This window comes from Phreatobacter cathodiphilus (assembly GCF_003008515.1).
Taxonomy (GTDB): Bacteria; Pseudomonadota; Alphaproteobacteria; order Rhizobiales; family Phreatobacteraceae; genus Phreatobacter; species Phreatobacter cathodiphilus.
Genome location: NZ_CP027668.1, coordinates 2,486,548 through 2,510,838 on the forward strand (window position 1 = coordinate 2,486,548; position 24,291 = coordinate 2,510,838).

Below are 24,291 nucleotides of genomic sequence, written 5' to 3' on the forward strand. Positions count from 1 at the left end.
CAAGGTCCGTGGACCGCGCCGCCTGGGGGATCCCGGCCCTGCCGTTCAGGCCGCAGCCGCCGCCGGCTCGCAGGTGGCAACGAGATGCCGTGCGAAATGGCCGGCGACCGGCGACAGTGTCCGGCCCGCCTTCTTCACCAGGCTGATCTGCCGGACGAAGCCCACGGCCTCGATGGGCCGCGACGCGATGCCGGGCGCGACTCGGATCTCCTGCGCCGAGGACGGCAGGATGGTGATGCCGAGCCCTGCCCGCACCATGCCCACCGCGGTCATCATGTAGGTGGCCTCGCCCGCCGCGACGGGGATCAGGCCGGCGGCGTGGAACCCCGCCTCCACCACGGCACGCACGCTCGTATCCGGGTCCAGCATGATCAGGGGGTGGCGCACCAGCAGGTCCGGCGTGACCGTGGCCGCCGCCGCCAGCGGATGGCCCTCGGGAAAGACCGCGTGCATCCGGTCCTCGATCGACAGAAGGACGTCCACCGCGGCGCTGCCGGCCGTGCCGCCGGCAATGCCGAGATCGACGTCCTCCGCATCGACGAGCGCCAGCACCCGGCGGGCGATCACGTCGCGAACGCGGAACTCGGCGCCGGGGTGGGCATCCCGGAACGACTTGATGGCCGGCGGCAGCAGCGCCGCCGCCGCGGTCGGAAGGGCGGCGATCCGCACCATGCCCTGATAGCCGGCGCCCTGGTTGCGCACGCCGTTCATCAGGCCGTCGAGATCCTGGACGAGGTGGGCGAGGGTCGGCAGCAGGTCACGCCCGGTCTGGGTCAGTTGCACGGAGCGAGACGTCCGGTCGAACAGCCGGACGGCCAGCGCCTGTTCCAGCTTCCGGATCTGCACGGTCAGCGTCGGCTGCGCCACGTGCAGCAGCGCCGCCGCCCGCGTGAAACTGCCGAGACGCGCCACCGCCACGAAGGCGCGGATCTGCCGGAGATTGAAATCCATAGCTGAACGCTATCGAACCGATTGCATCATTTCAATTGTGGGATGACTGCCGGCGGCGGACCATGCGGCCCATGCGAGTGGTCAGGATCGGTGCGGGCGCGGGTTTTGCGGGGGATCGGATCGAGCCCGCCGTGGAGCTCGCCGAGCGCGGGCGGCTCGACTATCTGGTGTTCGAGTGCCTGGCCGAGCGCACCATCGCTCTCGCCCAGCAGGCGCGCCTCGCCGATCCGGCGGCCGGCTACGACGGCCTTCTCGAGCGGCGGATGCGGGCGGTCCTGCCCGCCTGCCGGAGGGCGGGAACCCGCATCGTCAGCAATATGGGCGCCGCCAACCCGCTGGCGGCCGCCGCGCGCGTCCGCGACATCGCCCGCGAGCTCGGCCTCTCGGGGCTGAAGATTGCGGCGGTCACCGGCGACGACATCGTCGACCGTCTGAAGGGAACCGACCTCGCCCTCGACGAAGGCGGCCGGCTGGCCGACCTCGGCGACCGCATCATCTCGGCCAACGCCTATATCGGCGCCGCCCCCATCGCCGAAGCCCTCGCCGTCGGCGCCGACGTGGTGATCACCGGCCGCGCCGCCGATCCCGCCCTGTTCCTGGGGCCCCTCGTCCATGAATTCGGCTGGCGGGCCGACGACTGGCACATGCTCGGCAAGGGCGTTCTGGTCGGCCACCTCCTGGAATGCGCCGGCCAGATCACCGGCGGCTATTTCGCCGATCCCGGCCTGAAGGACGTCGCCGGCCTCGCCAGGCTCGGCTTCCCCATCGGCGAGGTGGGGGAGGACGGCAACCTCGTCGTCACCAAGCTGGACGGCACCGGCGGCGCCGTGACGTCGGCCACGGTGAAGGAGCAACTGCTCTACGAGATCGAGAACCCCGCGCGCTACCTGCAGCCGGACGTGGTTGCCGACTTCACCGGCGTGCGCGTGGCGAGCCTCGGCCCCGACCGCGTCGCCGTCACCGGCGGGACCGGCACGGCCCGCACCGGGCTCCTCAAGGTGTCGGTCGGCTATGCCGACGGTTTCATCGGCGAGGGGCAGATGTCCTACGCCGGCCCCGGCTCGGTCGAACGGGGGCGCCTCGCCCTCGCCATCGTCCGCGAGCGACTGGCGCTCACCGCAATCCCCCTGAAGGAGGCCCGCTTCGACCTGATCGGCGTCGACGCCCTCCACGGCACCGACCTCTCCCGGGGCGGAGCCCCCTATGAGATCCGCATTCGCGTCACCGGCCGCACCGATACGGCGGAAGCCGCGGCCGCGGTCGGTGCCGAGGTCGAGGCGCTCTACACCAACGGCCCGGCGGGCGGCGGCGGCGGCTGGAAGTCGGTGCGCCCCGTCGTCGCCATCGCCTCGGCCCTCGTGCCGGACCATCACGTCGCCCCGCAGCTCACCCTCTTCGAGGCCTGACCGTCATGAAGCTGCGCGAGATCGCTCACTCCCGGACCGGCGACAAGGGCAACGTCTCCACCATATCGGTCATCGCCTATGACGAGGCCGACTACCCCCTGCTGGTCCGTCACGTCACCGCCGAGCGCGTGGCGGCGCTCTTCGCCGGCATCGGCGCGGGCCCCGTCGCCCGCTACGAGCTTCCGCTGCTCGGCGCGCTGAATTTCGTCGTCGCGGGCAGTCTCGGCGGCGGGGTGACCCGCTCGCTCGCCCTCGACCCTCACGGCAAGGGCCTGAGCTCGGCCCTGCTCGATATCGACCTTCCGGCATTGCCGCACGCGGCCGGAAGCACTGTCTGAAGAGGCACTCGTCACCACACGAAGGGGAACGGCTATGACGACGCGACGTGGATTTCTGGCAGGCATGGCGACGGCGCTCAGCATACCCGCGGTCGGGCGGGCGCAGGGGGCTTCGGTGCTCAAGTTCGCTCCCCAGTCGGATGTGGCGATCCTCGATCCGATCATGAGCGTCTCCTACGTGACGCGGAACCACGCCTTCCTGATCTTCGACACGCTCTACGGCGCGGACGAGAACAACCGCGCCCAGCCGCAGATGGTGGAGGGCCATCGGGTGGAGCGCGACGGCCTCGAATGGACGCTCACCCTGCGCGAGGGCCTGCGCTTCCACGACGGCTCCCCGGTCCTCGCCCGCGACGTCGTCGCCAGCATCCAGCGCTGGTGGAAGCGCGACAACGTCGGCCAGGTCCTCGCCGGCATCACGGACGAGCTCTCCGCCGTCTCGGACCGGGCCGTCCGCTTTCGCCTGAAGGTGCCCTTCCCCATGCTGCCGGACGCCCTCGGCAAGTTCGGCACCAACAACGCCGTGATCATGCCGGAGCGGCTGGCCCGCACCGAGGCGACGGTGCAGGTCACCGAGATGGTCGGCAGCGGCCCCTATCGCTTCCTGCCGCAGGAGCGGGTTCCCGGCAGCCGCCTCGTCTACGAGAAGTTCGGCGGCTACGTGCCCCGCGCGGGCGGCCAGACCAGCGCGCTCGCCGGCCCCAAGGTCGCCCATTTCGATCGCGTCGAATGGCACGTCATGCCCGACGTCGCCACCGCGGCGGCCGCCCTCCAGAAGGGCGAGATCGACTGGTGGGAGCAGCCGGCCTCCGATTACTGGAAGCTGCTGGCGGGCAACCGCAACATCAAGCTCGACCAGATCGATACCTTCGGCTCGGCCGGCGTCATCCGCTTCAACTTCCTGCAGGCGCCGACCAGCAACGTCCTCATCCGCCGCGCCGCCCTTGCCGCCATCAGCCAGCGCGACGTGATGACCGCCGTGATCGGCGAGGAGAAGGATCGCTGGCGCGACAAGGTCGGCTTCTTCCTGCCCGGAACGCCCATGGCGAGCACGGTCGGTATCGACGCGCTGAAGGAGCCGCCGGACCCGGCGACGGCGCGCCGCCTGCTCGCCGAGGCCGGCTACAAGGGCGAGCCCCTGGTCTTTCTCGTGCCCGGCGACATCGCCACCATCAAGACCCAGGGCGAGGTGGTCACCGACGCGCTGCAGAAGGCCGGCTTCACCATCGACATGCAGGTGATGGACTGGGGCACGGTGCTGGCCCGCGCCAACAACCGGCAGGAGGCGAGCAAGGGCGGCTGGCACCTGATCGGCACCTTCACCGCCGGCGTCGGCCTGCTCAATCCCTCGAGCAACAACTTCCTGCGCGGCAGCGGCACCTCCGCCATCTTCGGCTGGTCGGACATCCCGAAGCTCGAGGAACTGCGCTCCGCCTGGTTCCGCGCCCCCACCGTCGAGGCTCAGGCCGCCATCTGCGCCGAGATCCAGCGCGTCGCCTTCGACACCCTGCCCTATGCGCCCACCGGCCTCTACTTCCAGCAGACCGCCTATCGCAGCAACCTCACCGGCGTTCAGAAGGGCCTGCCGCTCTTCTACGGGGTGCGCCGCACATGAGCGACATCGCCCTCCCGCGCTCCGTCGTGCCGCGGGGGGAGGACTTCCTCCTCCTCGCCCCGACATGGCAGGCCCATGCCTACCGCAACGTCGACCGCATGTTCGCCACGCGCCGCATCGCCCGCGGCGCGCATGTCTTCTCGCTGGAGCGGGGTGCGGAGATCACCCCGGCCTACGGGCCCGGCGGCGCGAGCCGGGGGGTGGAAGACTACATGCTGCGCAACCACGTCGCCGGGCTGCTGGTCCTGAAGGGCGACACCATCCGGCTCGAGCGCTATGCGCTCGGGCTGGAGGAGCACCTGCGCTGGTCCTCCATGTCGATGATCAAGTCGCTGACCTCCACCCTGGTGGGCGCCGCCGTCCAGGACGGCGCCATCGCCAGCCTGGACGATCCGGTCTCGCGCAATCTGCCGGCGCTTGCCGGCAGCGCCTATGACGCGGTGAGCATCCGCAGCCTCATCACCATGTCCTCGGGCGTCGCCTGGAACGAGGACTACACGGACCGCGGCTCCCACGTGAACCGCTACAGCAAGTCCCTCGGCGACAAGGTGCCCGGCGGGGTCCTCGCCCTGATGCGCGAGGTCGAGCGGTTGCACCCGGCCGGCACCGTCTTCAACTACAATACCGGCGACACCTACGTGCTCGGCGCCCTGCTCTCGGCGGCGACGGGATCGACCCTCGCCGACTACATGTCGCGCAAGATCTGGTCGCGCTTCGGCATGGAGTTCGACGCCTTCTACACCCTCGAATCCGAGAACGGGCAGGAGATCGGCGGCAGCCGCGCCGGCATGGCCCTGCGCGATTTCGGCCGTTTCGGCCGCTTCCTGCTGCGCGGCGGCGTCATCGACGGCGAGCGCGTCCTGCCGGAGGGCTGGATCGAGGCCGCCGGCGCCCGCGCCTTCACCCTCGACCCGGCCACCAACGCCTATGGCGCCGACGGCTACGGCTACAGCTGGTGGATCGACCCGGACGGGGCCATGGTCGCCGTCGGCTTCGCCGGCCAGACGCTCTACGTCAACGCCCGTGCCGACGTCGTCATCGTCACCCTTTCCTGCCAGCCCCAGCCGCCCTATGCTGAAAGCTTCGCCACCGACTTCAAGGCGGAGCGGATGACGTTCAAGCGGGCGGTGCTGGAGGCTCTGTGAGGGGGGGCGGACGGGCGGCGCGCGGTCTGTGATTAGGATGAGAACTCAAGCGCTTTTGGTGCTCCCTAGGGGCCGCCTGAGAGGGCGAAGCTGCCCAATCCACCAGGCTGGAACCGACGCGGCGCATTCGCTGAGTGGTTACCTGTGCATGGCTCGTTCAATAGAACCAGAAGTCCACAACCCAGGGCGCCCCGAGCCGGAAATGCAGGTTCGGGAGTGCGATCGGGACAACGCTCGCCGCTGAAGGCGGCATCCATTTGCGAACGGCGCCGGCGAACCGGCCCGCGTTATCGTCTCGGCTCCAGAAGAACGTCCAGATCGTCACGACACTGGTCAACGCCGTGGAATTGCACCGCGCCATCGATCACCAGGAAGCGCACGCCACCCGCGACCAGAGCTTCCAAGGTTTCGTTCTCTTCGCCCCGGTAGAGGGGGCCCATCGCGAACGTCAATCTTCCGAAGTTCGCGGCGACGTGGTCACCGGCGTCTGCCGCCGATCACGATTCCTTCGGTCCTAAGCAAGTCCAGGAGACTAAGGCACGGAACACCATACCCGTTGCACACGAACGGGATTTTGGGCTTGGCGGCTGTTCCGCCATGCTCTTCGGTGACGACGATACAGCCCCGTGTCCGCGCCAGCGCGATCACGAACGGATCGGCCGCAGAAGCCCGTTTGCTCTCCATCACGAGCCGCTCGTGCATCTGTAGAATTCGCATCGCCTCCGCGATGAGCGCGGCGTCGGTCTTCACAAACGGTGAGCCGGCCGCCTCGAACCAATCAAGGAGGTCTTTGGACTTCTTGTCCAACTCGTCCTGCACTGCCTCAGGCGCGATGAGACGTCCGGCGGCGATGAGCGTCGCCAACTCGTCCCAGAGAGGCGGAAACGTGTCGATCGGGTATCGTTCAACCCAAGCGGCAATGAAAGCGCTCGTATCCACGCAGTAGATCGGCACCGCCCCCGTCATGCTGCCCGCGAAGCCAGCCGTTCAACGTCGGAGATATACTTGGCTTGGACACCCAGTAACCCCGCGGCTGCGCTCATGGTCAGGTGGCGCTCGCGGTAGCTGTCGAGGACCAAGCGGGTGAACCGACTGCCATATCGGCCCAGGACCAAATTGGGCGGCGGGATGCGAACCTCTTTCTTCACGGCGGACGGCTCGTCAAACGCCTCATACTCTGTGTCGAACACTGGCCGCTTGTGTGTGTAAAAGCGGCGAGACGCGAAGCCCCTCTCGACCATACGCAGAAGCAGCGCCTCCCTACTGACCCCCAGCAGGCCAGCAATGTCGGACATCTCGGCGTCCTGCCATTCGGAGTCTGCATCCTTCCCTAGCCGCTGACCTTCGGCCGCAACAATCTCGGGCGGCATGAGCGCGGATGCGGCAACCGCATTGCAGAACCGCTCGATCGCACGAACGGGAGCCGGCATGCCGCGGACGGGAGCCAAGGCGTTCTCGACCACGCCCTCCCGAAGAAGGAGGTGTGCGAACTCGTGCAGCAGGGTGAAAGTCCGACCGTTCGTCTTATCCCGCCCATTGACCGCAACAACGGGGAAGACATCCGCGGGGATGGCGAAACCTCGAACTTCACGGACTAGAGGCGCATGAGCACCGCTCATCGTGAAAACGAGAACGCCCCTGCCCTCGATCGCCCCGCGCCAAAGCTCGAACACCCGGTTCTGCCTCGCCGCGACCAACTGCGTTGCCGCGTCGATACCCAGGAACTCGCGAACACGCGCGCCGACCACTTCGGGGTCATCGGACACGTGTGCTCTTTCGACAAAGCGATCGGGTAGCGGCCCGACATCCCGAGCGAGGTCCAGCGCCGCCTCTCGTCGTTCATGTGCGAAGCGAATTTCGTAGGCGACGCGCGGAGGCAATTCCCCAACGACCCCAGTCGCGGTGCGCCTGAAATCTCGCAGAGGCTGATAGCCGGCAGGTGGGCGCGGCAACAGCATTACGGCCAGAGGCCGCTTGAACTTGTCAGCCAACTTCTTCAGCATCGGCAGGGTCGGTTGTTCCTCGCCGGATTCCCAGGCTTGGAGACGCTCAACGGTAACGCCCGCAGCCTTGGCCGCCTCTTCTGCGCTCACAGACGCAGAATGCCGAGCCCATGCGAGCACTGCGGGGACAACAGGAACAAAAACGCTCTCGGCCATGGCTGGTGCTGGGTGCTCGGAGCCTCAGACTAGCCCCCAATCGATAACAAACTATCCTAGGTTGGTGACCATCGGACCATACACCAAAACGACGGATAGGCCGTCTGGGTCCCTCATCATCAGCGCCGGCCACGCGAGTCGATGCAACGAAAATCGCGACCAGTGTGGGATCGGAATGTGGGGCCGGCCTCAAAGACGCGTTAAGTCTTTAGAATTGCTGGCGCTCCCTAGGGGACTCGAACCCCTGTTTTCGCCGTGAGAGGGCGACGTCCTAGACCGCTAGACGAAGGGAGCGGACCGCTGCTCGCGCTGCGGAGGGCGCTTCTTAATCGCAAAGCCGCCGGCGGGTCAAGCACCCCTGATGCGGGTCCGGCGGATAATCGGCGAGCCCCGGCCTCAGGGCCGCGGCACCTGCGGCCCGCCGAGGGTGATGCGGTGGGTTTCCTTCAGGCTGCGGAGGTCGTAGATGACGACGAGGGCGCCGTCGTCGCGCTGGTAGGTGACGGTGAGGCTGCGGTCGGCGGCCACAGCGGAGACAATCCGGCCCGCCTCGGCGGGCACGGCGCCGGACAGGAGCGGCCCGGCCGGCGGAACCGTCATCAGCCGGTAGACGATGACCGCCAGCACGCTGCCGACGCCGAGGATCATGACCAGGAACGAGATCACCGAGATGCGGCGGATGCGGGCGACGACGGCTTCGCTGGCGGCCTCGTTCGGGTCGGTGTCGGGCGGCGTGCTGGTCATCGGGTGCTGCGGTTCGGAAACGAGGGACAGGGGATGGCGGGCGTGACGGGGGAGCCCGGAGCCATGGTGGAGGCGGACGTGGCGCGCGAGCGCCTGGACCGCCTTCTGGCGCGCCGCCTCGCCGACCTGTCGCGCTCGCGCCTGAAGGCGCTCATCGAGGCCGGGCACGTCCGGATCGGCGGCCGGACCATGACGGATGCGAGCCACAGGGTCAATCTGGGCGACCGCGTCACGGTCGCCGTGCCGGAGCCGGAGGACCCGACGCCGACGGGCGAGGACATCCCCCTCGCCGTCGTGTTCGAGGATGCGCATCTCATCGTCATCGACAAGCCGGCCGGCCTCGTCGTCCATCCGGGCGCCGGCAACTGGACCGGCACGCTGGTCAACGCGCTCATCGCCCATTGCGGCGACAGCCTCTCGGGCATCGGCGGGGTGCGCCGGCCCGGCATCGTCCACCGCCTCGACAAGGACACGTCCGGCCTGCTGGTGGTCGCCAAGACCGACCAGGCCCATGCGGCGCTGAGCGCGCAGTTCGCCGACCACGGACGCACGGGCCCGCTCGAGCGCGCCTACGTGGCGCTCGCCTGGGGCGCGCCCGCGCGCGAGGCCTTCACCATCGACGCCCCCCTCGACCGCGACCCTCACGCGCGCGAGAAGATCGCCGTCCGCCCGTCCGGCCGCCAGGCGATCACCCACGTCACCGTGGAGGAGACCTTCGCCGGCGGTCTGGTGTCGCAGGTCCGCTGCCGGCTGGAGACCGGCCGCACCCACCAGATCCGCGTCCACATGGCCCATGCCGGCCATCCCCTGCTCGGCGACGAGACCTATGGCCGCGGCTTCCGCACCAAGGCGGCGAAGCTCGGCGAGGCGGCCCGCGCCGCCCTGGAGGTGCTCGGCCGCCAGGCGCTGCACGCCGCCGTGCTCGGCTTCGCCCACCCCGCCACCGGCGAGACCCTGCGCTTCGAGAGCCCCCTGCCCGCGGACCTCGCCCGGCTGGTGGCGGCGCTGCGCCGTCCCTGATCCGGCTCAGGAACCCGGCCCCGCCCCGGGGGTTACCCGATGAGTCGCGGCCGGCTCCCTCCGGAGGGCACCGGGATTTCACACCATCGTGTAACGACACGACAGGTCGTTTCGTATCATCTTCATCAGCGGATGGCCCCAAGCTTCTTGCGCAAACGCAAGGATGAAACCGGTTTCTTCCGATCGTGGCAGGCATTTGTCAACGTTCCGCCATGATTGTTGCACAGGATGACATGCGATCACGGGGCGGCTGACGCTGCCGGATCAACGGGCCGCCCGGGCTTCGGGGTGGGCGGCTCGGGGCTTGCCGGATGGTCCGGGAGCCAAAGAGAAGGAGGGCCCATATGGCTCAGACTGCGTCTCTTCCCATCCTCTCCGCCGAGGCGGGGCTGTCGCGGTATCTCGACGAGATCCGCAAGTTCCCCATGCTTCAGCCGCAGGAGGAGTACATGCTCGCCAAGCGCTGGCGCGAACACGGCGACAGCAAGGCGGCGCACAAGCTCGTCACCTCTCACCTCCGGTTGGTCGCCAAGATCGCCATGGGCTATCGCGGCTATGGCCTGCCGATCGGCGAGGTGGTGTCCGAGGGCAACGTCGGCCTCATGCAGGCGGTCAAGCGGTTCGAGCCCGACAAGGGCTTCCGCCTCGCCACCTATGCCATGTGGTGGATCAAGGCCTCGATCCAGGAATACATCCTGCGCTCCTGGTCGCTGGTGAAGATGGGCACCACGGCGAACCAGAAGAAGCTGTTCTTCAACCTGCGCAAGGCCAAGAGCTCCATCTCGGCGCTCGAGGACGGCGATCTCAGGCCCGACCAGGTCGAGGTCATCGCCACCAAGCTCGGCGTCGAGAAGCAGGACGTCATCGACATGAACCGCCGGCTCGGCGGCGACGCCTCGCTCAACGCTCCCGTCCGCGAGGACGGCGACGGCGAGTGGCAGGACTGGCTGGCTGACGATTCCGACAGCCAGGAGGCCGTGCTCGCCCGCGAGGAGGAGACCGACAACCGTCGGCTCGCCCTCACCCGCGCCCTCGGCGTGCTGAACGAGCGTGAGCGCATCATCTTCGAGGAGCGCCGCCTCAAGGACGACCCGATCACGCTGGAGGAGCTCGCCGAGCGCTTCGGCGTCTCCCGCGAGCGGGTACGCCAGATCGAGGTCCGCGCCTTCGAGAAGGTGCAGGACGCCGTGGTGAAGTCGATCCGCGAGATCGAGCGCCCCGCCGCCCAGCCGGCGCAGATCGCCGCCCGCTGACCGGGGCGGACGACCGGAAACGCAAAGGGAGGCCGCGAGGCCTCCCTTTTTTTGTCCGCGGCGATGAAGCGGGCGCCTACTGTCCCCAGGCCTGCATGGCCTCCTCGAAAGCCCTGTCGCCCGCCGCGCCCTTCTCGATGGTCAGGATGGCGCGGCGGCCGGAATCGTAGCGCATGGGAATGTCGAAGAAGGGCCGCGTCTTAAGCGCCTGGATGTTGGTGTTGCGGTCCATGTCGAAGCCCGACAGGCCGATGAAGAAGAAGCCGTTGGTCACGCGCACCGCCTGGCCGACCAGCGGCACGCCGCGGGCCTGCTCCGACACCTTCATCAGCACGCCGGGAACCTCAGCGACGCCGCCGAACTGGAAGTCGCGCGGCAAGGCGTAGAGCACCTCGATCGTGTGGCTTGCCGGCAGCGTCTGGTCGAGGTTGCGGCGGATGGTGATGGTCACCGTCATCCGGCGCTCGGGGATCGACACCTCGCCGAGCAGGGCGATGTCGGGCGGCTGGCCCGGGCCGACGCTCACCGTCTGGGTGCGCCAGATCACCGATCCCTGCATCAGCGTTCCCGCGGCATTGCCCGGCGTCTCCTCGAAGAGGGCGGCGCGCTGGGCCTGCCCGGGCGGGACGGGCGCTGCGGGAGCGGGGGCGGCAGGCGGCGCGGCCGCGGGCGGCGCCGGTGCGGGAGCCGGAACCGGAGCCGCGGGAGCCTCGGCGGCAGGAGCCGGGGCGGGAGCGGGCGTCGTCTCGGGAGCCGGCGCGGCGGCAGCGGGCGGCGTGTCGCTGGAATCGGCGGAGGCCGGCGGCAGCGCGGTGGCAGGCGGATCGACGGGCACCACCTGGCGCGGCGCGGCCGGAGCGGCCGGCGGGGTCGCGGCGGGCGGTGCCGCCGCCACGGGCGGCGCCGCGGGCGTCACCGGGGCGGACGTATCACCGCCGACGCGGTCGGTCGCCTTCGGGCGGTCGGGATCGGCGGCCGGAGCGGGCGCGGACGCCGGGGCGGGAGCCGGCGGCGTGGCCGGGGCCCTCGCGGTGCCGAAGGGCAGGCGATCGGGATGGTTGCTGGCGACATACCAGCCGAGGGCGCCGGCGCCGCCGAGGAGCAGCAGCACGAGCACGATGGCGATGGCGCCGCCGCCCTTGCGGGCCGGCTTCTCCTCATCCTCGCCCAGCACGGCGACCCGCGGGCGGATCGGCGCCTGTCCGGTCTCGTTGGCGTCGGTGAAGGGCCCCTGCCGGCCGAGGGCCGGCTCGATGCGCTCCGCCTCTCCCGCGGCCTCGGGCTCGGAGAGCTGGTCGCGCGCCGAGCGGTGCGCGTGGGCGGCCGCATCGCCGAGGGTCTCGGCGTCGTGGGCGGCGTCGCTGACGGTGCGGGCCCCGGCGATGGAGATCGCCTCGGGGCGGGGCGTCGCCTTGCCGAGCGACGCGAATTCGCGCTCCAGCATGGCGTCGAGGCTGTCGGCGGAGTTCTCCAGCTCGACCTTGCGGATCGCGTCCTCGAGGGACATGCGCTCGCGCGTGATGTGCTCCTCCGGCAGCGGAGGGTTCATGTTACGCAGCTGCGCCAGCAATGCCGCGCGCGCGCGGTCGTAAACGCCACGCCGCGCTTCGCCGGTGTTCTCCGCCAGTGCCCCAACGGCGCGGGAAATGAGGGGCGTATAATCGGCCATCGAAACTCGCTTCTTGCCCCTCTAACTCTTACTCGAAGGGATTGCGCACCAGAATCGTGTCGTCCCGTTCCGGGCTCGTCGATAGTAACGCGACGGGACAGCCAATCAATTCCTCGATGCGACGGACATATTTGATCGCCTGGGCCGGCAACTCGCCCCAGGAGCGGGCGCCCATGGTGGTGGAATCCCAGCCCTCGATCGTCTCGTAGACGGGCGTGGCCCGGGCCTGGGCCTCCTGGTTGGCGGGCAGGATGTCGATCCGCTTGCCGTCCAGCTCGTAGGCGACGCAGACCTTGATCTCCTTGAACACGTCGAGAATGTCGAGCTTGGTCAGGGCGATGCCGTCGATGCCGTTGGTCTTGACCGCCTGGCGCACCAGCACGGCGTCGAACCAGCCGCAGCGCCGCCGCCGGCCGGTGACGGTGCCGAACTCGCGGCCGCGGTCGCCCATGATCTGGCCGTTCTCGTCCTCGAGCTCGGTCGGGAAGGGGCCGCCGCCGACGCGGGTCGTATAGGCCTTGGTGATGCCGAGCACGTAGTTGATCGCGCTCGGACCCATGCCCGAGCCGATGGCGGCCTGGCCCGCGACCGTGTTGGAGGAGGTGACGAAGGGATAGGTGCCGTGGTCGATGTCGAGCAGCGTGCCCTGCGCGCCTTCGAAGAGGATGCGCTTGCCGGCGCGGCGGGCATCGTCCAGCAGGTCGAAGACCGTCGTCACATAGGGCAGAACCTTCGGGGCGACGCCGGAGAGTTCGTCATAGAGCGCCTGGGCCTCGATCTCGGGCAGGCGCAGGCCGCGGCGCAGCGCGTTGTGATGGGCCAGAAGCCGCTCGATCTTCGGCATCAGCGAGCCGAGATCGGTCAGGTCCGTCATGCGGATGGCGCGGCGGCCCACCTTGTCCTCGTAGGCAGGGCCAATGCCGCGGCCGGTCGTGCCGATCTTCGTTCCGGCGTTGGCGCTCTCGCGCTGCTGGTCGAGCTCACGATGCAGGGAGAGGATGAGACAGGCGTTCTCGGCGATGCGCAGCGTCTCGGGGCCGATGGCGACGCCCTGGGCCGAGACGCGCTCGATTTCGGCCACCAGGGCATGCGGGTCGATGACCACGCCGTTGCCGATGACCGAGAGCTTGCCGGGACGCACGATGCCGGACGGCAGCAGGGACAGCTTGTAGGTGACGCCGTCGATCACCAGCGTATGGCCGGCATTGTGCCCGCCCTGGAACCTGACGACCACGTCCGCCTGGCTCGACAGCCAGTCGACGATCTTGCCCTTGCCCTCGTCGCCCCACTGCGAGCCGACGACAACCACGTTCGCCATGGTCCAAAACCCTCCACGGCAAGGCAAACCCCGGCAGCGCATCCCTCGCGCGCCGGGGCCCTTGCACTGTGCGGATAAAGGATCGCCGCCGGGGTGGCAAGGGTGGTGGGGGTGGGCCGATCGGCGGCGGCCGCATGGCCGCCGCGTCCCGCAGCGGGCTCAGGAGCGGCCCTGGACGGGCTGGATCCGCCGTTCCGACGGCCAGCGCAGCCGCCAGCCATGGCGAATCTCGCGGGTCGCGCCGGGGGCGAGATCCACCGTCCAGGCGAGGATGCCGCGGCGGCCGTCCACGTCGCGCGCCGTCGGCACTGTGACCCCGGCGAGCGATTCGACGACGATGTCCTGCGCCTCCGCCACCGGCACCCGATCCTCCACCACCACCCGGCGGGCCACCTGGGCGCCGTTGCGCAGCAGGATTCTGAACTCCCGCTCCTCCGTCTTCGCGGTGGAGATGAGGCCGGAGGAGCCGTCCGTGCGCCGCACCACCTGATGCTCGACCCGCACAAGGTCGTCCGGCCCGAAGCCCAGCTTCACCTCGTCTTCGCGGGTGGCGGCGGCGAGCGTGGTGCGGCCGGCGAAGACGCCGTCGCGGTAGAGGGTCACGCGGCCGGGCATGAGCGGCACGTCCTCGCCGTGGCGGAACCGCGCCTCGATGAAGGCGGTGGTGTCGAGGCTCGGCACGACGCGCGAGACGAGGTCGGGTGCGATGGTGCCCGAGGCGATGCGGATGGCGCGGGCCCCGTCGCCGGTGGCGATGGTGGCGCGGCCGGGCACGGCGAAGCTCGCCCGGAAGCCGCCCATGTCGACGGCGGCCTCCGCCTCGGCGATCCGCGCCGCCAGCGGGCCGCTGCCGTCCGCCTGCGCACGACTGGCCGGCGCTGCGGGCGCCGCGAGAGTCGGCGGCGCACCGCCTGCTCGCTCCCGCATCGCCTCCGGTTCGAGATAGCGGACGACGAGCGGCGGCAGGACCGGCACGCTCCCGCCCCGCGCCACCCGTGCCGTGGAGACGGTGAGGGCCACGTCAGCCCAGTCCTCGCCGGTCCGCTGGCGGATCTCGGCGCGGCGGACGAGGTCGAGGGACGGCTTCGCGCCGGTCGTCACCAGCCGCGCGTCATAGACCGGGCTCCAGCGGGCCTCGCGGACCGCATAGGTGAGGGTGAGCTCGCCCCGGAACGGCGCCGCCGCCTCCACCGCCACCCGCGCCTCCAGGCGCCGCGGCGGCTGGCTCTTCAGTCCCGCCTCGGTCTCGGCGATCTCGCGGTCGAGGCCGCGCTGGCGCTGCTCGGCGCGGCGGATCGCGCGGTCGGCGGCGAGCGTCACCTCGTGCGCGGCGGCGAGAGCCTGGCTGGCTGCCGCGACGTCGAGGCCGCGGTCTCCCGCCGCCAGCGTCGCGGGGGCAACCAGAGCCTCGGCGGCGCGTTTGCGCATGCGTTCGGCGGCGATGGAATCGTCGAGGGCGAGGCGCTCGTCGCGCAGCGCCTCCAGCCGCTGCACCGCCTGCGGATCGACCCGCTCGGTCGGCCGGGCCTGGCGGGCGTCGACGGAGCCGACGGTGAGCGTCCCCTCCCCGCTCCCCGCCACGCGCAGGGAGCCGGCATCGGCGGCGAGCGGCAAGTCGTCGAGGATCAGCGTGTGCTCGCCCGCCGGAAGGTCGACGGCGAAGCGGCGGGTGATGCCGGCGCCGTCGGGGAAGACGGTGACGGCGTCGATCCGCGAGGACGGCCGGAACTCCGCGGCGGCGGCGCCGGTCGCGGGGGCGACGAGGATGAGGGTCAGGACGGCGAGGCGCTGCGGCTTCATCGGCTGGTGCTCCGTTACGGGAGCCCCAAGCTGGCGGCCCGAATCGGGCCGCCGCAGGGCCGAATCGCGGCGGCGGCCGGCCTCAGCCGAAGCGGCCGGTGATGTAGTCGCGCGTGCGGGTGTCGACCGGATTGGTGAAGATCTGGTCGGTGGCCCCCTCCTCGACGAGGATGCCGAGGTGGAAGAAGGCGGTGCGCTGCGACACGCGGGCCGCCTGCTGCATCGAGTGGGTGACGATGACGATGGTGAAGTTCTGCTTCAGCTCGTCGATCAGCTCCTCGATCTTGGCGGTGGCGATGGGGTCGAGGGCCGAGCAGGGCTCGTCCATCAGGATCACCTCGGGCGACACGGCGATGGCGCGGGCGATGCAGAGGCGCTGCTGCTGGCCGCCGGACAGACCCGTGCCGGATTCCTGCAGGCGGTCCTTCACCTCGTTCCACAGGCTCGCCTTCTTCAGCGCCGTCTCCACGACCTCGTCGAGGTCGGTCTTGCTCTTGACCAGGCCATGGATGCGCGGGCCGTAGGCGACGTTCTCGTAGATCGACTTCGGGAACGGGTTCGGCTTCTGGAAGACCATGCCGACACGGGCGCGCAGCTGCACGACGTCGAGGTTGCGGTCGTAGATGTCGAGCTCGTCGATGCGGATGTCGCCCGTCACCCGACAGATCGGGATGGTGTCGTTCATCCGGTTGATGCAGCGCAGGAAGGTGGACTTGCCGCAGCCCGACGGGCCGATGAAGGCCATGACCGAGCGCTCGGGAATGTCGACGTTGACGTCCTTGATGGCGTGTTTCTCGCCGTAGAAGACGTTGACGTTGCGGCCCGTGATCTTCGGGTGCACCGCCGCCGTCGGAACGGCGGTGGTGGCCGCCGTCGTCTCGAAGGTGGGAAGCGAGTTCATCGACGTCATCCTTTTGTCGTGGGCGCCCGGCCGATCACCAGCGGCGCTCGAACTTCTTGCGCAGGAACACGGCGGCCGCGTTCATGACGATGAGGAACAACAGCAGCACAACGATGGCAGCCGCCGTCTTGTTCTGGAAGGCCTGTTCGGGGAAGTCGGCCCACATGAAGATCTGCACCGGCAGCAGAGTCGCCGCGTCGGTAAAGCCGCGCGGGCTGTCGACGACGAAGGCCACCATGCCGATCATCAAGAGCGGCGCGGTCTCGCCGAGGGCGTGGGCCATGCCGAGGATGGTGCCGGTGAGGATGCCGGGCATGGCGAGCGGCAGCACGTGGTGGAACACCGCCTGCTGGTGCGAGGCGCCGACGCCGAGGGCCGCTTCCTTTACCGAGGGCGGCACGGCGCGGATGGCGGCGCGCGAGGCGATGATGATGATCGGCAGCGTCATCAGGGCGAGCACGAAGCCGCCGACCACCGGGGCCGAGCGCGGCATGCCGAACACGTTGAGGAACACCGCCAGGCCGAGCAGGCCGTAGATGATGGAGGGGACCGCCGCGAGGTTGTTGATGTTGACCTCGATCATCTCGGTCCAGCGGTTCTTCGGCGCGAACTCCTCGAGATAGATCGCCGCCGCCACGCCCACGGGGAAGGACAGGCCGAGGGTGATGAGCAGGGTCAGGAACGAGCCGACGATGGCGACCCAGACGCCGGCCAGCTCCGCCTCGCGGGAGGCGCCGCCGAAGAAGAACTCGCGGGAGATGCGGCGCTCGACGAGTCCGCGCTCCTTCAGCGATTCCAGATAGGCGATCTCCCGGTCGGTGATGCGGCGGTTGGATTCCGGCTGGACGATGCGCACGATCTCCCAGGCGCCGGGACGGGCGACGTCGGTCGAGGACGGCGGGATCAGGACCTCGCCGGTGGCGTTGGCGCTCTGCACCTGGGCGAGCTTGATCACGCCGCCGTTGATGCGGACGAGATAGCTCGACACGGTGTTGTCGAGGGTTTCGACACTGTCGGCGCCGCTGATCCTCTGCGTCAGGGTCTCGATGCGCTGGCGCAGCTGAGTGATGTCGTTCTGCGTCGCCGCGAGCTGGCGGCGCTCGGTCTCGACCCGGCCCAGCAGATTGTCGCGCGCGGGGCCGTTCGCCGTCTCCGCGGCGCGGGCGAGCGCGGCGATGTCGCGTTCCTGGCCCGCGGCGACGCGCTCCTTGCCGGCGAGATCCCGCTGCAGGTTGGATCGCACGATGGTGAGCTGCGTCTTGATGGCGGCGAGCAGCGGCTGGAAGTTGGTGACCGTCGAGGAGAGCTGGACCTGCCCGGAGGTGCCGGACACGCCGAGCTCGCCGAGCCCCTTGGTCACTTCCGTGTCGGTGGTCTGGCCCTTGAAGTAGAGGTCGGCGCTGTCGTCGAGCGGCAGGTAGAACTGCCGCGTGGTTCCCAGCCACCCGGGATTGGCGACGATGTCGCGGCGCAGGATGGAGGGCGCGCCGGAGGAGACGAGGTTGCCCAGGGCGCGCCGCGACGTGCGGTCGGTGGCGGCCGGGAAATAGCCCCGCACGGCGCCGTTCACCACCGCGTCGAAGTTGGCCGCCCCGACGGCCGTCGTCAGCTCGGCGCCCGTCGCGTTGCGCGGGTTGAACGTTTCCGGCTTCAGCTCGACGGAAACCTTCAGGTAGTTCTGCGTGAAGGCCGGGATCGCCTGGGTGATGATCGTCGACAGGAAGATGACGAGGAACCCGGCGGCCACCAGCACCGCGCCGAGGCCGAGCGACTTGAACAGGAACTCCGAACGGTAGCGCGCCTTCAGCCGCGCCTGTGCCTGGTCGTTGGTGTGGATGTCGGTGGAAACCCGAGGCAGCGAGACGTCAGTCATACTGTTCCCGATATTTGTTGACGACGCGCAGTGCGACGAGATTGAGCGACAGGGTGATGACGAAGAGCACGAGGCCGAGGCCGAAGGCTGCGAGCGTCTTCGGGCTGTCGAATTCCTGGTCACCGGTCAGCAGCGTGCCGATCTGCACCGTGATGGTGGTGACCGCCTCCAGGGGGTTCAGCGTCAGGTTGGCGGCGAGGCCCGCCGCCATGACGACGATCATCGTCTCGCCCATGGCGCGGGACACCGCCAGCACCAGCGCCGAGACGATGCCCGGCAGCGCCGCCGGCAGCACCACCTTGCGGATCGTCTCCGACTTGGTGGCGCCGAGGCCGGCCGAGCCGTCGCGCAGCGATTGCGGGACTGCGTTGATGACGTCGTCGGAGAGCGACGAGACGAAGGGCACGATCATGATGCCCATGACCACGCCGGCGGCCAGCGCGCTCTCCGAGGAGACGTCGAGGCCGAAGGCATGGCCGGAATTGCGGATGAAGGGCGCCACCGTCAGGGCGGCGAAGAAGCCGTAGACGACGGTGGGGATGCCGGCGAGGATTTCGAGCACCGGCTTGCCCACCGCGCGCACCTGGGGCGTGGCGTAGTCGGAGAGATAGACCGCCGCCATGATGCCGAGGGGGGCCGCAACCACCATGGCGATGAAGGTGATGAGCAGCGTGCCGGTGAGCAGCGGGATGAAGCCGAAGGCGGCCGTGCCGCCGACCTGGTCGGCGCGGAAGGCCATCTGCTGCGGCGTCCAGGTGAGGCCGAAGAGGAAGTCGATGGGGCTGACCATCGAGAAGAAGCGCATCGATTCCGCGATCAGCGACACGACGATGCCGATGGTCGTCAGGATGGCGATGGTCGCCGACACCGCGAGCAGCACCTTCACCACGGACTCGACCCGGTGGCGGGCGCGGAAGGCCGGCGCGATGGCGTTCCAGGCATAGACGAAGCCGGCGACGCCGACCGCGGCCATGAGCGCGATCATCATCGTCGTGCTGGTGGCGGCGCGGGACGAGAGGACGGCGGCGGCATCCATCCGCACCGCGTCGCGAATACCGGCGGTGCCGCCGAAGGCGATGGCCTGGATATCGCGCCAGAAGCCGTCGAGCTGAGCGATGCTGGACGTCGCGAGCTGGGCCGAGAACTGGGAGAGTACCATGGCGCGCAGCACGTTCGGCGCGGCGATCGACCAGACGACGAGAACGATGAGGGCGGGACCCACCGTCATGATCGCCAGCCAGGCGCCGTAATAGCCCGGCAGGGAATGGAGGGCGGCGTAGTTCGAGCCGGCGAGCGCGATGGAGCGGCGCCGGCCAGCCAGATGACAGGCAATGGCGATCGCCACCAGAATGCCGAACAGTGTCAGGAACATCGCTTGCGTCCGTTCATCGCCGCCCGCACCGGAACGGCTCGCCTTGCAGTGGAGAAGGGCCCGGCATGGCCGGGCCCTCCCCGCTTATCCGTGGCTCAGAGACCCGTGAGCCCCGTCGCCGCGCGGGCGGCGCGGGAGACCTCTTCGCGGCGCGCGGCCGGCAGCGGCACGAGGCCCTTCTTCTCCAGGTAGCCGTCCTCACCCATGGCCTGCTCGGAGACATACTCGTTGATGAAGTCCTGGAGGCCCGGGACGACACCGATATGCTCCTTCTTCACATAGAAGTAGAGCGAGCGGGACAGCGGGTACTTGCCCGACGAGATGTTCTCCACCGTGTCCTCGACGCCGTTGACCCGGGCGCCCTGGATCTTGTCGCGGTTCTCCTCCAGGAAGGAATAGCCGAACACGCCGAAGGCAGCCGGATTGGCGACAAGCCGCTGGACGATGATGTTGTCGTTCTCGCCGGCCTCGACGAAGGCGCCGTCGGCGCGAACCTGCTGGCAGGCCTTGCTGTCGATCTGGATGTTCATGCGCTTCTGGATGGCCTTGCAGCCCTCGAGCATGGCGAGCTCGTTGAAGGCGTCGCGGGTGCCCGAGGTCGGCGGCGGGCCGAGAACCTCGATCTTGGCGTTCGGCAGGTTCGGCGCGATGTCCGACCAGTTCTTGTTCGGGTTGTCGACGAGCTGGCCCTGGGCGTTCGGCACCTTGGCGGCGAGAGCCAGGAAGATCTGCTCGAGCGTCAGCTGGACGGCCGGGCCCTGCTTGGAATTGGCGACGACGATGCCGTCGAAGCCGACGACGATCTCGATCGGCGTGACGCCGTTCTTGCGGCAGGTGTCGAACTCGGAGGCGGTGATGCGCCGCGAGGCGTTCGCCGCGTCCGGAGTGTTGACACCGACGCCGGCGCAGAAGAGGCGCATGCCGCCGCCCGTGCCGGTGGATTCGACGATCGGAGCCTTGCCGCTACGCTGGCCGAAACGCTCGGCGACGGCGGTGGTGAAGGGGAAAACGGTCGACGAGCCGGTCACCTGAATGCGGTCGCGGGCCTCGGCCGACGGGGCCGCCGCCATGACACCGCCGATCGCGACGACCGCGGCGGAAAGAAAGAGGGAGAGTTTCACAGGATGCTCCTGTCCTTGGAGGAACCTCGTCCAGCGCAGGTCTGCGCAGGGTCGGACAAGGGATGCAGCCTCTGGATAGGGCCGCTGCGCGATACTTCTATGACCTCTGCTTGACAGAAAGATGAAAGAGAAAACGCCTTTAAAACATGGAGATAGCGGATATCGCCCGAATTTGTCGCAAAGACTGGACGACTCCCGCCATTCGTCCGTCCACCCTCCCCCGCGGGGGCATTGCTCGACTGCGCCGGACCCGCTTCCGCCCGCCGCCCTGCCGTCTATAGTGGCCGTCCATCAGGGTTTTCCGCGCGCATGCGTCTCTATGACCGTCCCTATCTCATTCTCGCCGCCACGACCCTGATCTGGGCGGGCAATGCCATCGCCAGCCGCCTGGCCATCGGCCACGTCTCCCCGATGATGCTGACGACCCTGCGCTGGGTCGGCACGCTGTCGCTGATGATCGCCATTGCCGGCGGCGCCTTCGTCCGGGAGTGGCCGCAGATCCGCGCGCACTGGAAGTGGCTCGCGATCATGGGCGTCGTCGGCTTCACCGGCTTCAACGCGCTCTTCTACCTCGCCGCGCTATACACCACGGCGGTGAACATCGGCATCATCCAGGGCTCGATCCCGGTCATGGTGCTGGCGGGTGCCTATCTCGTCCACCGTACCGCCGTGACGCCGCTGCAGGGCATCGGCATCGTCGTCACCATCGTTGGCGTGGCGCTGCTGGCGGCCCGCGGCGACATCGCGGTGCTGACCGGCCTCGCCTTCAACCTCGGCGATCTGCTGATGCTGGTCGCCTGTCTCGGCTATGCCGCCTATACGGTGGCACTGCGCAACCGCCCGCCGATCTCCGCCCGGCCCTTCTTCATGGCGCTGGCCCTGGTGGCGCTCGTCTCCTCGCTGCCGCTGCTCGCCGCCGAGACGGTGCACGGCACGGCGCTCTGGCCGGACCTCAACGGCTGGCTCATCATCCTCTATGTCGCGGTGCTGCCGGGCTTCGTAGCCCAGCTCTTCTTCATGCGCGGGGTGGAACTGATCGGGCCCGGACGGGCCGGGCTGTGGGTCAATCTCGTCCCGGTCTGGTCAGCCATCCTCGGCCCGCTGATCCTCGGCGAGGTCTTCGCCTGGTACCACGCGGTCGCCCTGCTGCTGGTCCTCGGCGGCATCGCCATCGCCGAGAGCGGCAAGCGCTGATCAGCGCACGGCGTAGCGCATGTAGCCGTTGAGGATCTGGCCGATCCAGGCGAGGCCGATGCCGAAGGCCACCGCCAGCATCGCGCCCGCGGCGATGCGGCCGGCATTGCCGCCTTCGAACAGCGCCGCGCCCTGCAGCGCCGGCCAGACGACCCATAGAACCAGGCCCGGGCCGACGAGGCCGAACAGGGTGCCGAAGGCGGCGCCCTTGACGATGCCGTCGCGGCCCCAGCGGTCCCAGATCAGGATGAAGAGAAGGCCCCAGAGCCCGCCGATGATGGCCGGCTGGGTGAGGCCGGGGAGGCTCGCCGGCAACGGCGCCCGCATCGGGAAGAGCTGGACGGCGGCCATGCCGGCCTGACCCATCAGCCAGATGGCGCCCTGGAGCGCGAGGATCACGGCCAGCGCCCCGACGACGAAGCCGAAGGAGAGACGGGCGAGGACGTACATGGGTCAGGTTCCGGCGAATCGGTGTGGCCGAGTGTAGCGCAGGCCGGGGCGGGCGGGGTCTTTTGCAGGCGCGCCGCGTGACCACCAAAGCCCCTCACCCTGCCCTCTCCCGCGTCGAGGCTGCGTGCCAACGGATGGGCTTGGCAGGGCCGACTGGAACGCAGCGCAACGTCGAAGCCCCCTCTCCCCGTCGGGGAGAGGGGATGGTGGGAGCACACCCCTCAGAACGCCAGGCGCCGCGCCCGCTTCACCTGCGGGATCTCGTGGATCTTGCCGAGCAGCTCGTCGGAGATGCGCTCGTCCACCGCGACGAAGCAGATGGCGTCACCGCCTGGCTTGTCGCGGCCGAGGTTGAAGGTCGCGATGTTGACCCCGGCATCGCCCAGGAGCGAGCCGAACCGCCCGATGAAACCCGGCTTGTCGTCGTTGCGCACATAGAGCATGTGCGGAGCGAATTCCGCGTCCATGGCGATGGCGCGGATCTCGACGATGCGCGGCTTGCCGTCGGCGAGCACCGTGCCGGCGGCGTGGCGCGGCATGTCCTCGGCCTCCACCGTGATCATGATGCGGCTCTCGAGATTGCCGCCGGGCGCCTCGCGCTTCACCTCATCCACCGTGATGCCCTTGTCGTTGGCGATCGGCACGGCGTTGACCATGTTGATGTCGGAGAGGAAGGGCCGCAGCACGCCGGTCACCGCCGCGGCGGTGAGCGGGCGCACGTTGAGGTCGGCGACCTTGCCTTCGTACTCGATGCGGATGCCCTTGATCGGGGCTTCCGTGAGCTGGCCGAGGAAGGAGCCGAGCCGCTCGGCGAGCGCCACGAAGGGGCGCAGCTTCGGCGCGTCCTCGGCGGAAATCGACGGGAAGTTCACCGCATTGGTGATCGCCCCCGACAGGAGGTAGTCGGACATCTGCTCGGCCACCTGCAGGGCGACGTTCTCCTGCGCCTCGGTGGTCGCGGCGCCGAGGTGCGGAGTGCAGATGACGTTCGGATGGCCGAACAGCGGGTTGGCGGTTGCCGGTTCCTCGGAGAAGACGTCGAAGGCCGCGCCCGCCACATGGCCGGAATCCAGCGCCTCGCGCAGCGCCTGCTCGTCGACGAGGCCGCCGCGGGCGCAGTTGATGATCCGCACGCCCTTCTTGGTCTTCGCCAGCGCCTCGCGGGAGAGGACGTTCTTCGTCTGCGCCGTCATCGGCACGTGCAGCGTGATGAAGTCGGCACGGCGGAGCAGGTCCTCGAGCTCGACCTTCTCGACACCGATGGACACGGCGCGCTCCGGCGACAGGTAGGGATCGAAGGCGATGACCTTCATCTTGAGGCCGAGCGCCCTGTCGGCGACGATGGAGCCGATGTTGCCGCAGCCGATGACGCCGAGCGTCTTCGAGGTCAGCTCGACGCCCATGTACTTGTTCTTCTCCCAGAGGCCGGCCTGCGTGGTCCGGTCGGCGTCGGGGATCTGCCGGGCGATGGCGAACATCATCGCGATGGCATGCTCGGCGGTGGTGATCGAATTGCCGAAGGGCGTGTTCATCACGATGATGCCCTTGGCCGTCGCGGCGGGAATGTCGACGTTGTCGACACCGATGCCGGCGCGGCCGATCACCTTGAGCCTCTTGGCGTTGGCGAGGATCGCCGGCGTCACCTTGCTCGCCGAGCGGATGGCGAGGCCGTCATAGTCGCCGATGATCGCGGCGAGCTTGTCCTTGTCCTTGCCCAGGGCCGGCTGGAAGTCGACTTCGATGCCGCGATCCTTGAAGATCTGGACGGCGGCGGGCGACAGGGCGTCGGAAATGAGAACGCGGGGTTTGGTCATGGGGTCATGCTCCGCATGAGCCTCTCCGCATCGGGAGAGGGAGCGCCGTGGGGCGCGAAAAAAGAAGGAACGGCTCCGACCGACCCTCTCCCCTTGTGGGAGAGGGTGGCTGCGGAGCAGCCGGATGAGGGGCAGTCGCATAGGCAAG

General features: G+C 69.2%; 19 protein-coding genes, 1 tRNA gene and 2 pseudogenes. 7 read left to right on the forward strand and 15 right to left on the reverse strand.

The genetic code is table 11. The features are described 5' to 3' along the window. Positions 1 to 45: 45 nt before the first annotated feature. Positions 46 to 951 (reverse strand): LysR family transcriptional regulator, encoded by a 906-nt coding sequence (locus C6569_RS12150; protein ID WP_106749097.1) that lies wholly within the window; start codon positions 949 to 951, stop codon positions 46 to 48. Between the two features lie 71 nt (positions 952 to 1,022). Between C6569_RS12150 and C6569_RS12155 the strand changes: the two genes are divergently transcribed. Genes C6569_RS12155 through C6569_RS12170 form a run of 4 tightly spaced genes read left to right on the forward strand, consistent with a single transcriptional unit; the run spans position 1,023 to position 5,455 of the window. Next, positions 1,023 to 2,357 carry an acyclic terpene utilization AtuA family protein gene (locus C6569_RS12155; RefSeq protein ID WP_106749098.1) on the forward strand — a complete coding sequence of 445 codons (1,335 nt, stop codon included), beginning with the start codon at positions 1,023 to 1,025 and terminating at the stop codon, positions 2,355 to 2,357. Positions 2,358 to 2,362: 5 nt separating this feature from the next. After that, the gene (locus C6569_RS12160) at positions 2,363 to 2,695 is read left to right on the forward strand and encodes an AtuA-related protein (RefSeq protein ID WP_106749099.1); all 333 of its coding nucleotides are present in this window, start codon (positions 2,363 to 2,365) and stop codon (positions 2,693 to 2,695) included. 34 nt (positions 2,696 to 2,729) lie between these two features. After that, on the forward strand, positions 2,730 to 4,310 hold the full coding sequence (locus C6569_RS12165; protein ID WP_106749100.1) for an ABC transporter substrate-binding protein: 1,581 nt from the start codon (positions 2,730 to 2,732) through the stop codon (positions 4,308 to 4,310). Then, positions 4,307 to 5,455, forward strand: coding sequence for a serine hydrolase domain-containing protein (locus C6569_RS12170; protein WP_106749101.1), 1,149 nt, complete (start codon positions 4,307 to 4,309; stop codon positions 5,453 to 5,455). The genes C6569_RS12165 and C6569_RS12170 overlap by 4 nt, the downstream gene beginning before the upstream one ends. A gap of 477 nt (positions 5,456 to 5,932) precedes the next feature. Here the strand turns inward: C6569_RS12170 and C6569_RS12175 are convergent, their stop codons facing one another. From C6569_RS12175 to C6569_RS12190, 4 genes are all read right to left on the reverse strand, one after another. Beyond that, on the reverse strand, positions 5,933 to 6,409 hold the full coding sequence (locus tag C6569_RS12175) for a DUF4411 family protein (RefSeq protein ID WP_181313732.1): 477 nt from the start codon (positions 6,407 to 6,409) through the stop codon (positions 5,933 to 5,935). Positions 6,410 to 6,417: 8 nt separating this feature from the next. Continuing rightward, positions 6,418 to 7,614: an XRE family transcriptional regulator gene (locus C6569_RS12180; protein WP_106749103.1), complete on the reverse strand. Its 1,197-nt coding sequence runs from the start codon at positions 7,612 to 7,614 to the stop codon at positions 6,418 to 6,420. 218 nt (positions 7,615 to 7,832) lie between these two features. Next, positions 7,833 to 7,908: transfer RNA gene (locus C6569_RS12185), tRNA-Glu, on the reverse strand. 102 nt (positions 7,909 to 8,010) lie between these two features. Then, positions 8,011 to 8,358, reverse strand: coding sequence for a hypothetical protein (locus C6569_RS12190; protein ID WP_106749104.1), 348 nt, complete (start codon positions 8,356 to 8,358; stop codon positions 8,011 to 8,013). 33 nt (positions 8,359 to 8,391) lie between these two features. Here C6569_RS12190 and C6569_RS12195 point away from each other — a divergent pair, with 33 nt between their 5' ends. Beyond that, positions 8,392 to 9,378 (forward strand): RluA family pseudouridine synthase, encoded by a 987-nt coding sequence (locus C6569_RS12195; RefSeq protein WP_106749105.1) that lies wholly within the window; start codon positions 8,392 to 8,394, stop codon positions 9,376 to 9,378. A 344-nt stretch (positions 9,379 to 9,722) separates the two neighbouring features. Further along, a complete protein-coding gene (gene rpoH, locus C6569_RS12200; RefSeq protein ID WP_106749106.1) occupies positions 9,723 to 10,631 on the forward strand; it encodes an RNA polymerase sigma factor RpoH in 909 nt (302 codons plus the stop codon). A 76-nt stretch (positions 10,632 to 10,707) separates the two neighbouring features. On the opposite strand, the gene C6569_RS21965 is transcribed toward rpoH, so the two are convergent. From C6569_RS21965 to C6569_RS12235, 8 genes and pseudogenes are all read right to left on the reverse strand, one after another. Further along, a complete protein-coding gene (locus tag C6569_RS21965) occupies positions 10,708 to 12,180 on the reverse strand; it encodes a hypothetical protein (RefSeq protein WP_181313733.1) in 1,473 nt (490 codons plus the stop codon). 148 nt (positions 12,181 to 12,328) lie between these two features. Then, positions 12,329 to 13,618 (reverse strand): adenylosuccinate synthase, encoded by a 1,290-nt coding sequence (locus tag C6569_RS12210; RefSeq protein WP_106749108.1) that lies wholly within the window; start codon positions 13,616 to 13,618, stop codon positions 12,329 to 12,331. A gap of 159 nt (positions 13,619 to 13,777) precedes the next feature. Continuing rightward, entirely contained in the window at positions 13,778 to 15,418 is a 1,641-nt protein-coding gene (locus tag C6569_RS12215) for a mucoidy inhibitor MuiA family protein (RefSeq protein ID WP_106749109.1), read from the reverse strand. Positions 15,419 to 15,500: 82 nt separating this feature from the next. Then, on the reverse strand, positions 15,501 to 16,319 hold the full coding sequence (gene pstB, locus C6569_RS12220) for a phosphate ABC transporter ATP-binding protein PstB (protein ID WP_106749110.1): 819 nt from the start codon (positions 16,317 to 16,319) through the stop codon (positions 15,501 to 15,503). Positions 16,320 to 16,353: 34 nt separating this feature from the next. Continuing rightward, positions 16,354 to 17,064: pseudogene (gene pstA / locus C6569_RS22200) on the reverse strand (phosphate ABC transporter permease PstA); the annotation flags it as partial. Between the two features lie 681 nt (positions 17,065 to 17,745). Further along, positions 17,746 to 18,192, reverse strand: a pseudogene (locus C6569_RS22205) (DUF3333 domain-containing protein); the annotation flags it as partial. Then, complete coding sequence (gene pstC, locus C6569_RS12230) at positions 18,185 to 19,564, reverse strand: phosphate ABC transporter permease subunit PstC (RefSeq protein ID WP_106749112.1); 1,380 nt, start codon at positions 19,562 to 19,564, stop codon at positions 18,185 to 18,187. The pseudogene C6569_RS22205 and the gene pstC, both read right to left, overlap by 8 nt. Before the next feature lie 95 nt (positions 19,565 to 19,659). Then, on the reverse strand, positions 19,660 to 20,685 hold the full coding sequence (locus tag C6569_RS12235) for a substrate-binding domain-containing protein (protein WP_245898085.1): 1,026 nt from the start codon (positions 20,683 to 20,685) through the stop codon (positions 19,660 to 19,662). Between the two features lie 309 nt (positions 20,686 to 20,994). Between C6569_RS12235 and C6569_RS12240 the strand changes: the two genes are divergently transcribed. Next, on the forward strand, positions 20,995 to 21,879 hold the full coding sequence (locus C6569_RS12240) for a DMT family transporter (RefSeq protein ID WP_106749113.1): 885 nt from the start codon (positions 20,995 to 20,997) through the stop codon (positions 21,877 to 21,879). Here the strand turns inward: C6569_RS12240 and C6569_RS12245 are convergent, their stop codons facing one another. Both C6569_RS12245 and serA read right to left on the reverse strand, forming a co-directional pair. Continuing rightward, complete coding sequence (locus tag C6569_RS12245; protein ID WP_106749114.1) at positions 21,880 to 22,329, reverse strand: hypothetical protein; 450 nt, start codon at positions 22,327 to 22,329, stop codon at positions 21,880 to 21,882. A gap of 221 nt (positions 22,330 to 22,550) precedes the next feature. Beyond that, positions 22,551 to 24,143 carry a phosphoglycerate dehydrogenase gene (gene serA / locus C6569_RS12250; RefSeq protein ID WP_106749115.1) on the reverse strand — a complete coding sequence of 531 codons (1,593 nt, stop codon included), beginning with the start codon at positions 24,141 to 24,143 and terminating at the stop codon, positions 22,551 to 22,553. Between the last annotated feature and the right edge of the window lie 148 nt (positions 24,144 to 24,291).

Bases quoted from the DNA above. Each gene is read 5' to 3' on its own strand.
- C6569_RS12150 (WP_106749097.1), bottom strand. From the start codon at position 951: ATGGATTTCAATCTCCGGCAGATCCGCGCCTTCGTGGCGGTGGCGCGT.
- C6569_RS12155 (WP_106749098.1), top strand. From the start codon at position 1,023: ATGCGAGTGGTCAGGATCGGTGCGGGCGCGGGTTTTGCGGGGGATCGG.
- C6569_RS12160 (WP_106749099.1), top strand. From the start codon at position 2,363: ATGAAGCTGCGCGAGATCGCTCACTCCCGGACCGGCGACAAGGGCAAC.
- C6569_RS12165 (WP_106749100.1), top strand. From the start codon at position 2,730: ATGACGACGCGACGTGGATTTCTGGCAGGCATGGCGACGGCGCTCAGC.
- C6569_RS12170 (WP_106749101.1), top strand. From the start codon at position 4,307: ATGAGCGACATCGCCCTCCCGCGCTCCGTCGTGCCGCGGGGGGAGGAC.
- C6569_RS12180 (WP_106749103.1), bottom strand. From the start codon at position 7,614: ATGGCCGAGAGCGTTTTTGTTCCTGTTGTCCCCGCAGTGCTCGCATGG.
- C6569_RS12190 (WP_106749104.1), bottom strand. From the start codon at position 8,358: ATGACCAGCACGCCGCCCGACACCGACCCGAACGAGGCCGCCAGCGAA.
- C6569_RS12195 (WP_106749105.1), top strand. From the start codon at position 8,392: ATGGCGGGCGTGACGGGGGAGCCCGGAGCCATGGTGGAGGCGGACGTG.
- rpoH (WP_106749106.1), top strand. From the start codon at position 9,723: ATGGCTCAGACTGCGTCTCTTCCCATCCTCTCCGCCGAGGCGGGGCTG.
- C6569_RS21965 (WP_181313733.1), bottom strand. From the start codon at position 12,180: ATGAACCCTCCGCTGCCGGAGGAGCACATCACGCGCGAGCGCATGTCC.
- C6569_RS12210 (WP_106749108.1), bottom strand. From the start codon at position 13,618: ATGGCGAACGTGGTTGTCGTCGGCTCGCAGTGGGGCGACGAGGGCAAG.
- C6569_RS12215 (WP_106749109.1), bottom strand. From the start codon at position 15,418: ATGAAGCCGCAGCGCCTCGCCGTCCTGACCCTCATCCTCGTCGCCCCC.
- pstB (WP_106749110.1), bottom strand. From the start codon at position 16,319: ATGAACTCGCTTCCCACCTTCGAGACGACGGCGGCCACCACCGCCGTT.
- pstC (WP_106749112.1), bottom strand. From the start codon at position 19,564: ATGTTCCTGACACTGTTCGGCATTCTGGTGGCGATCGCCATTGCCTGT.
- C6569_RS12240 (WP_106749113.1), top strand. From the start codon at position 20,995: ATGCGTCTCTATGACCGTCCCTATCTCATTCTCGCCGCCACGACCCTG.
- C6569_RS12245 (WP_106749114.1), bottom strand. From the start codon at position 22,329: ATGTACGTCCTCGCCCGTCTCTCCTTCGGCTTCGTCGTCGGGGCGCTG.
- serA (WP_106749115.1), bottom strand. From the start codon at position 24,143: ATGACCAAACCCCGCGTTCTCATTTCCGACGCCCTGTCGCCCGCCGCC.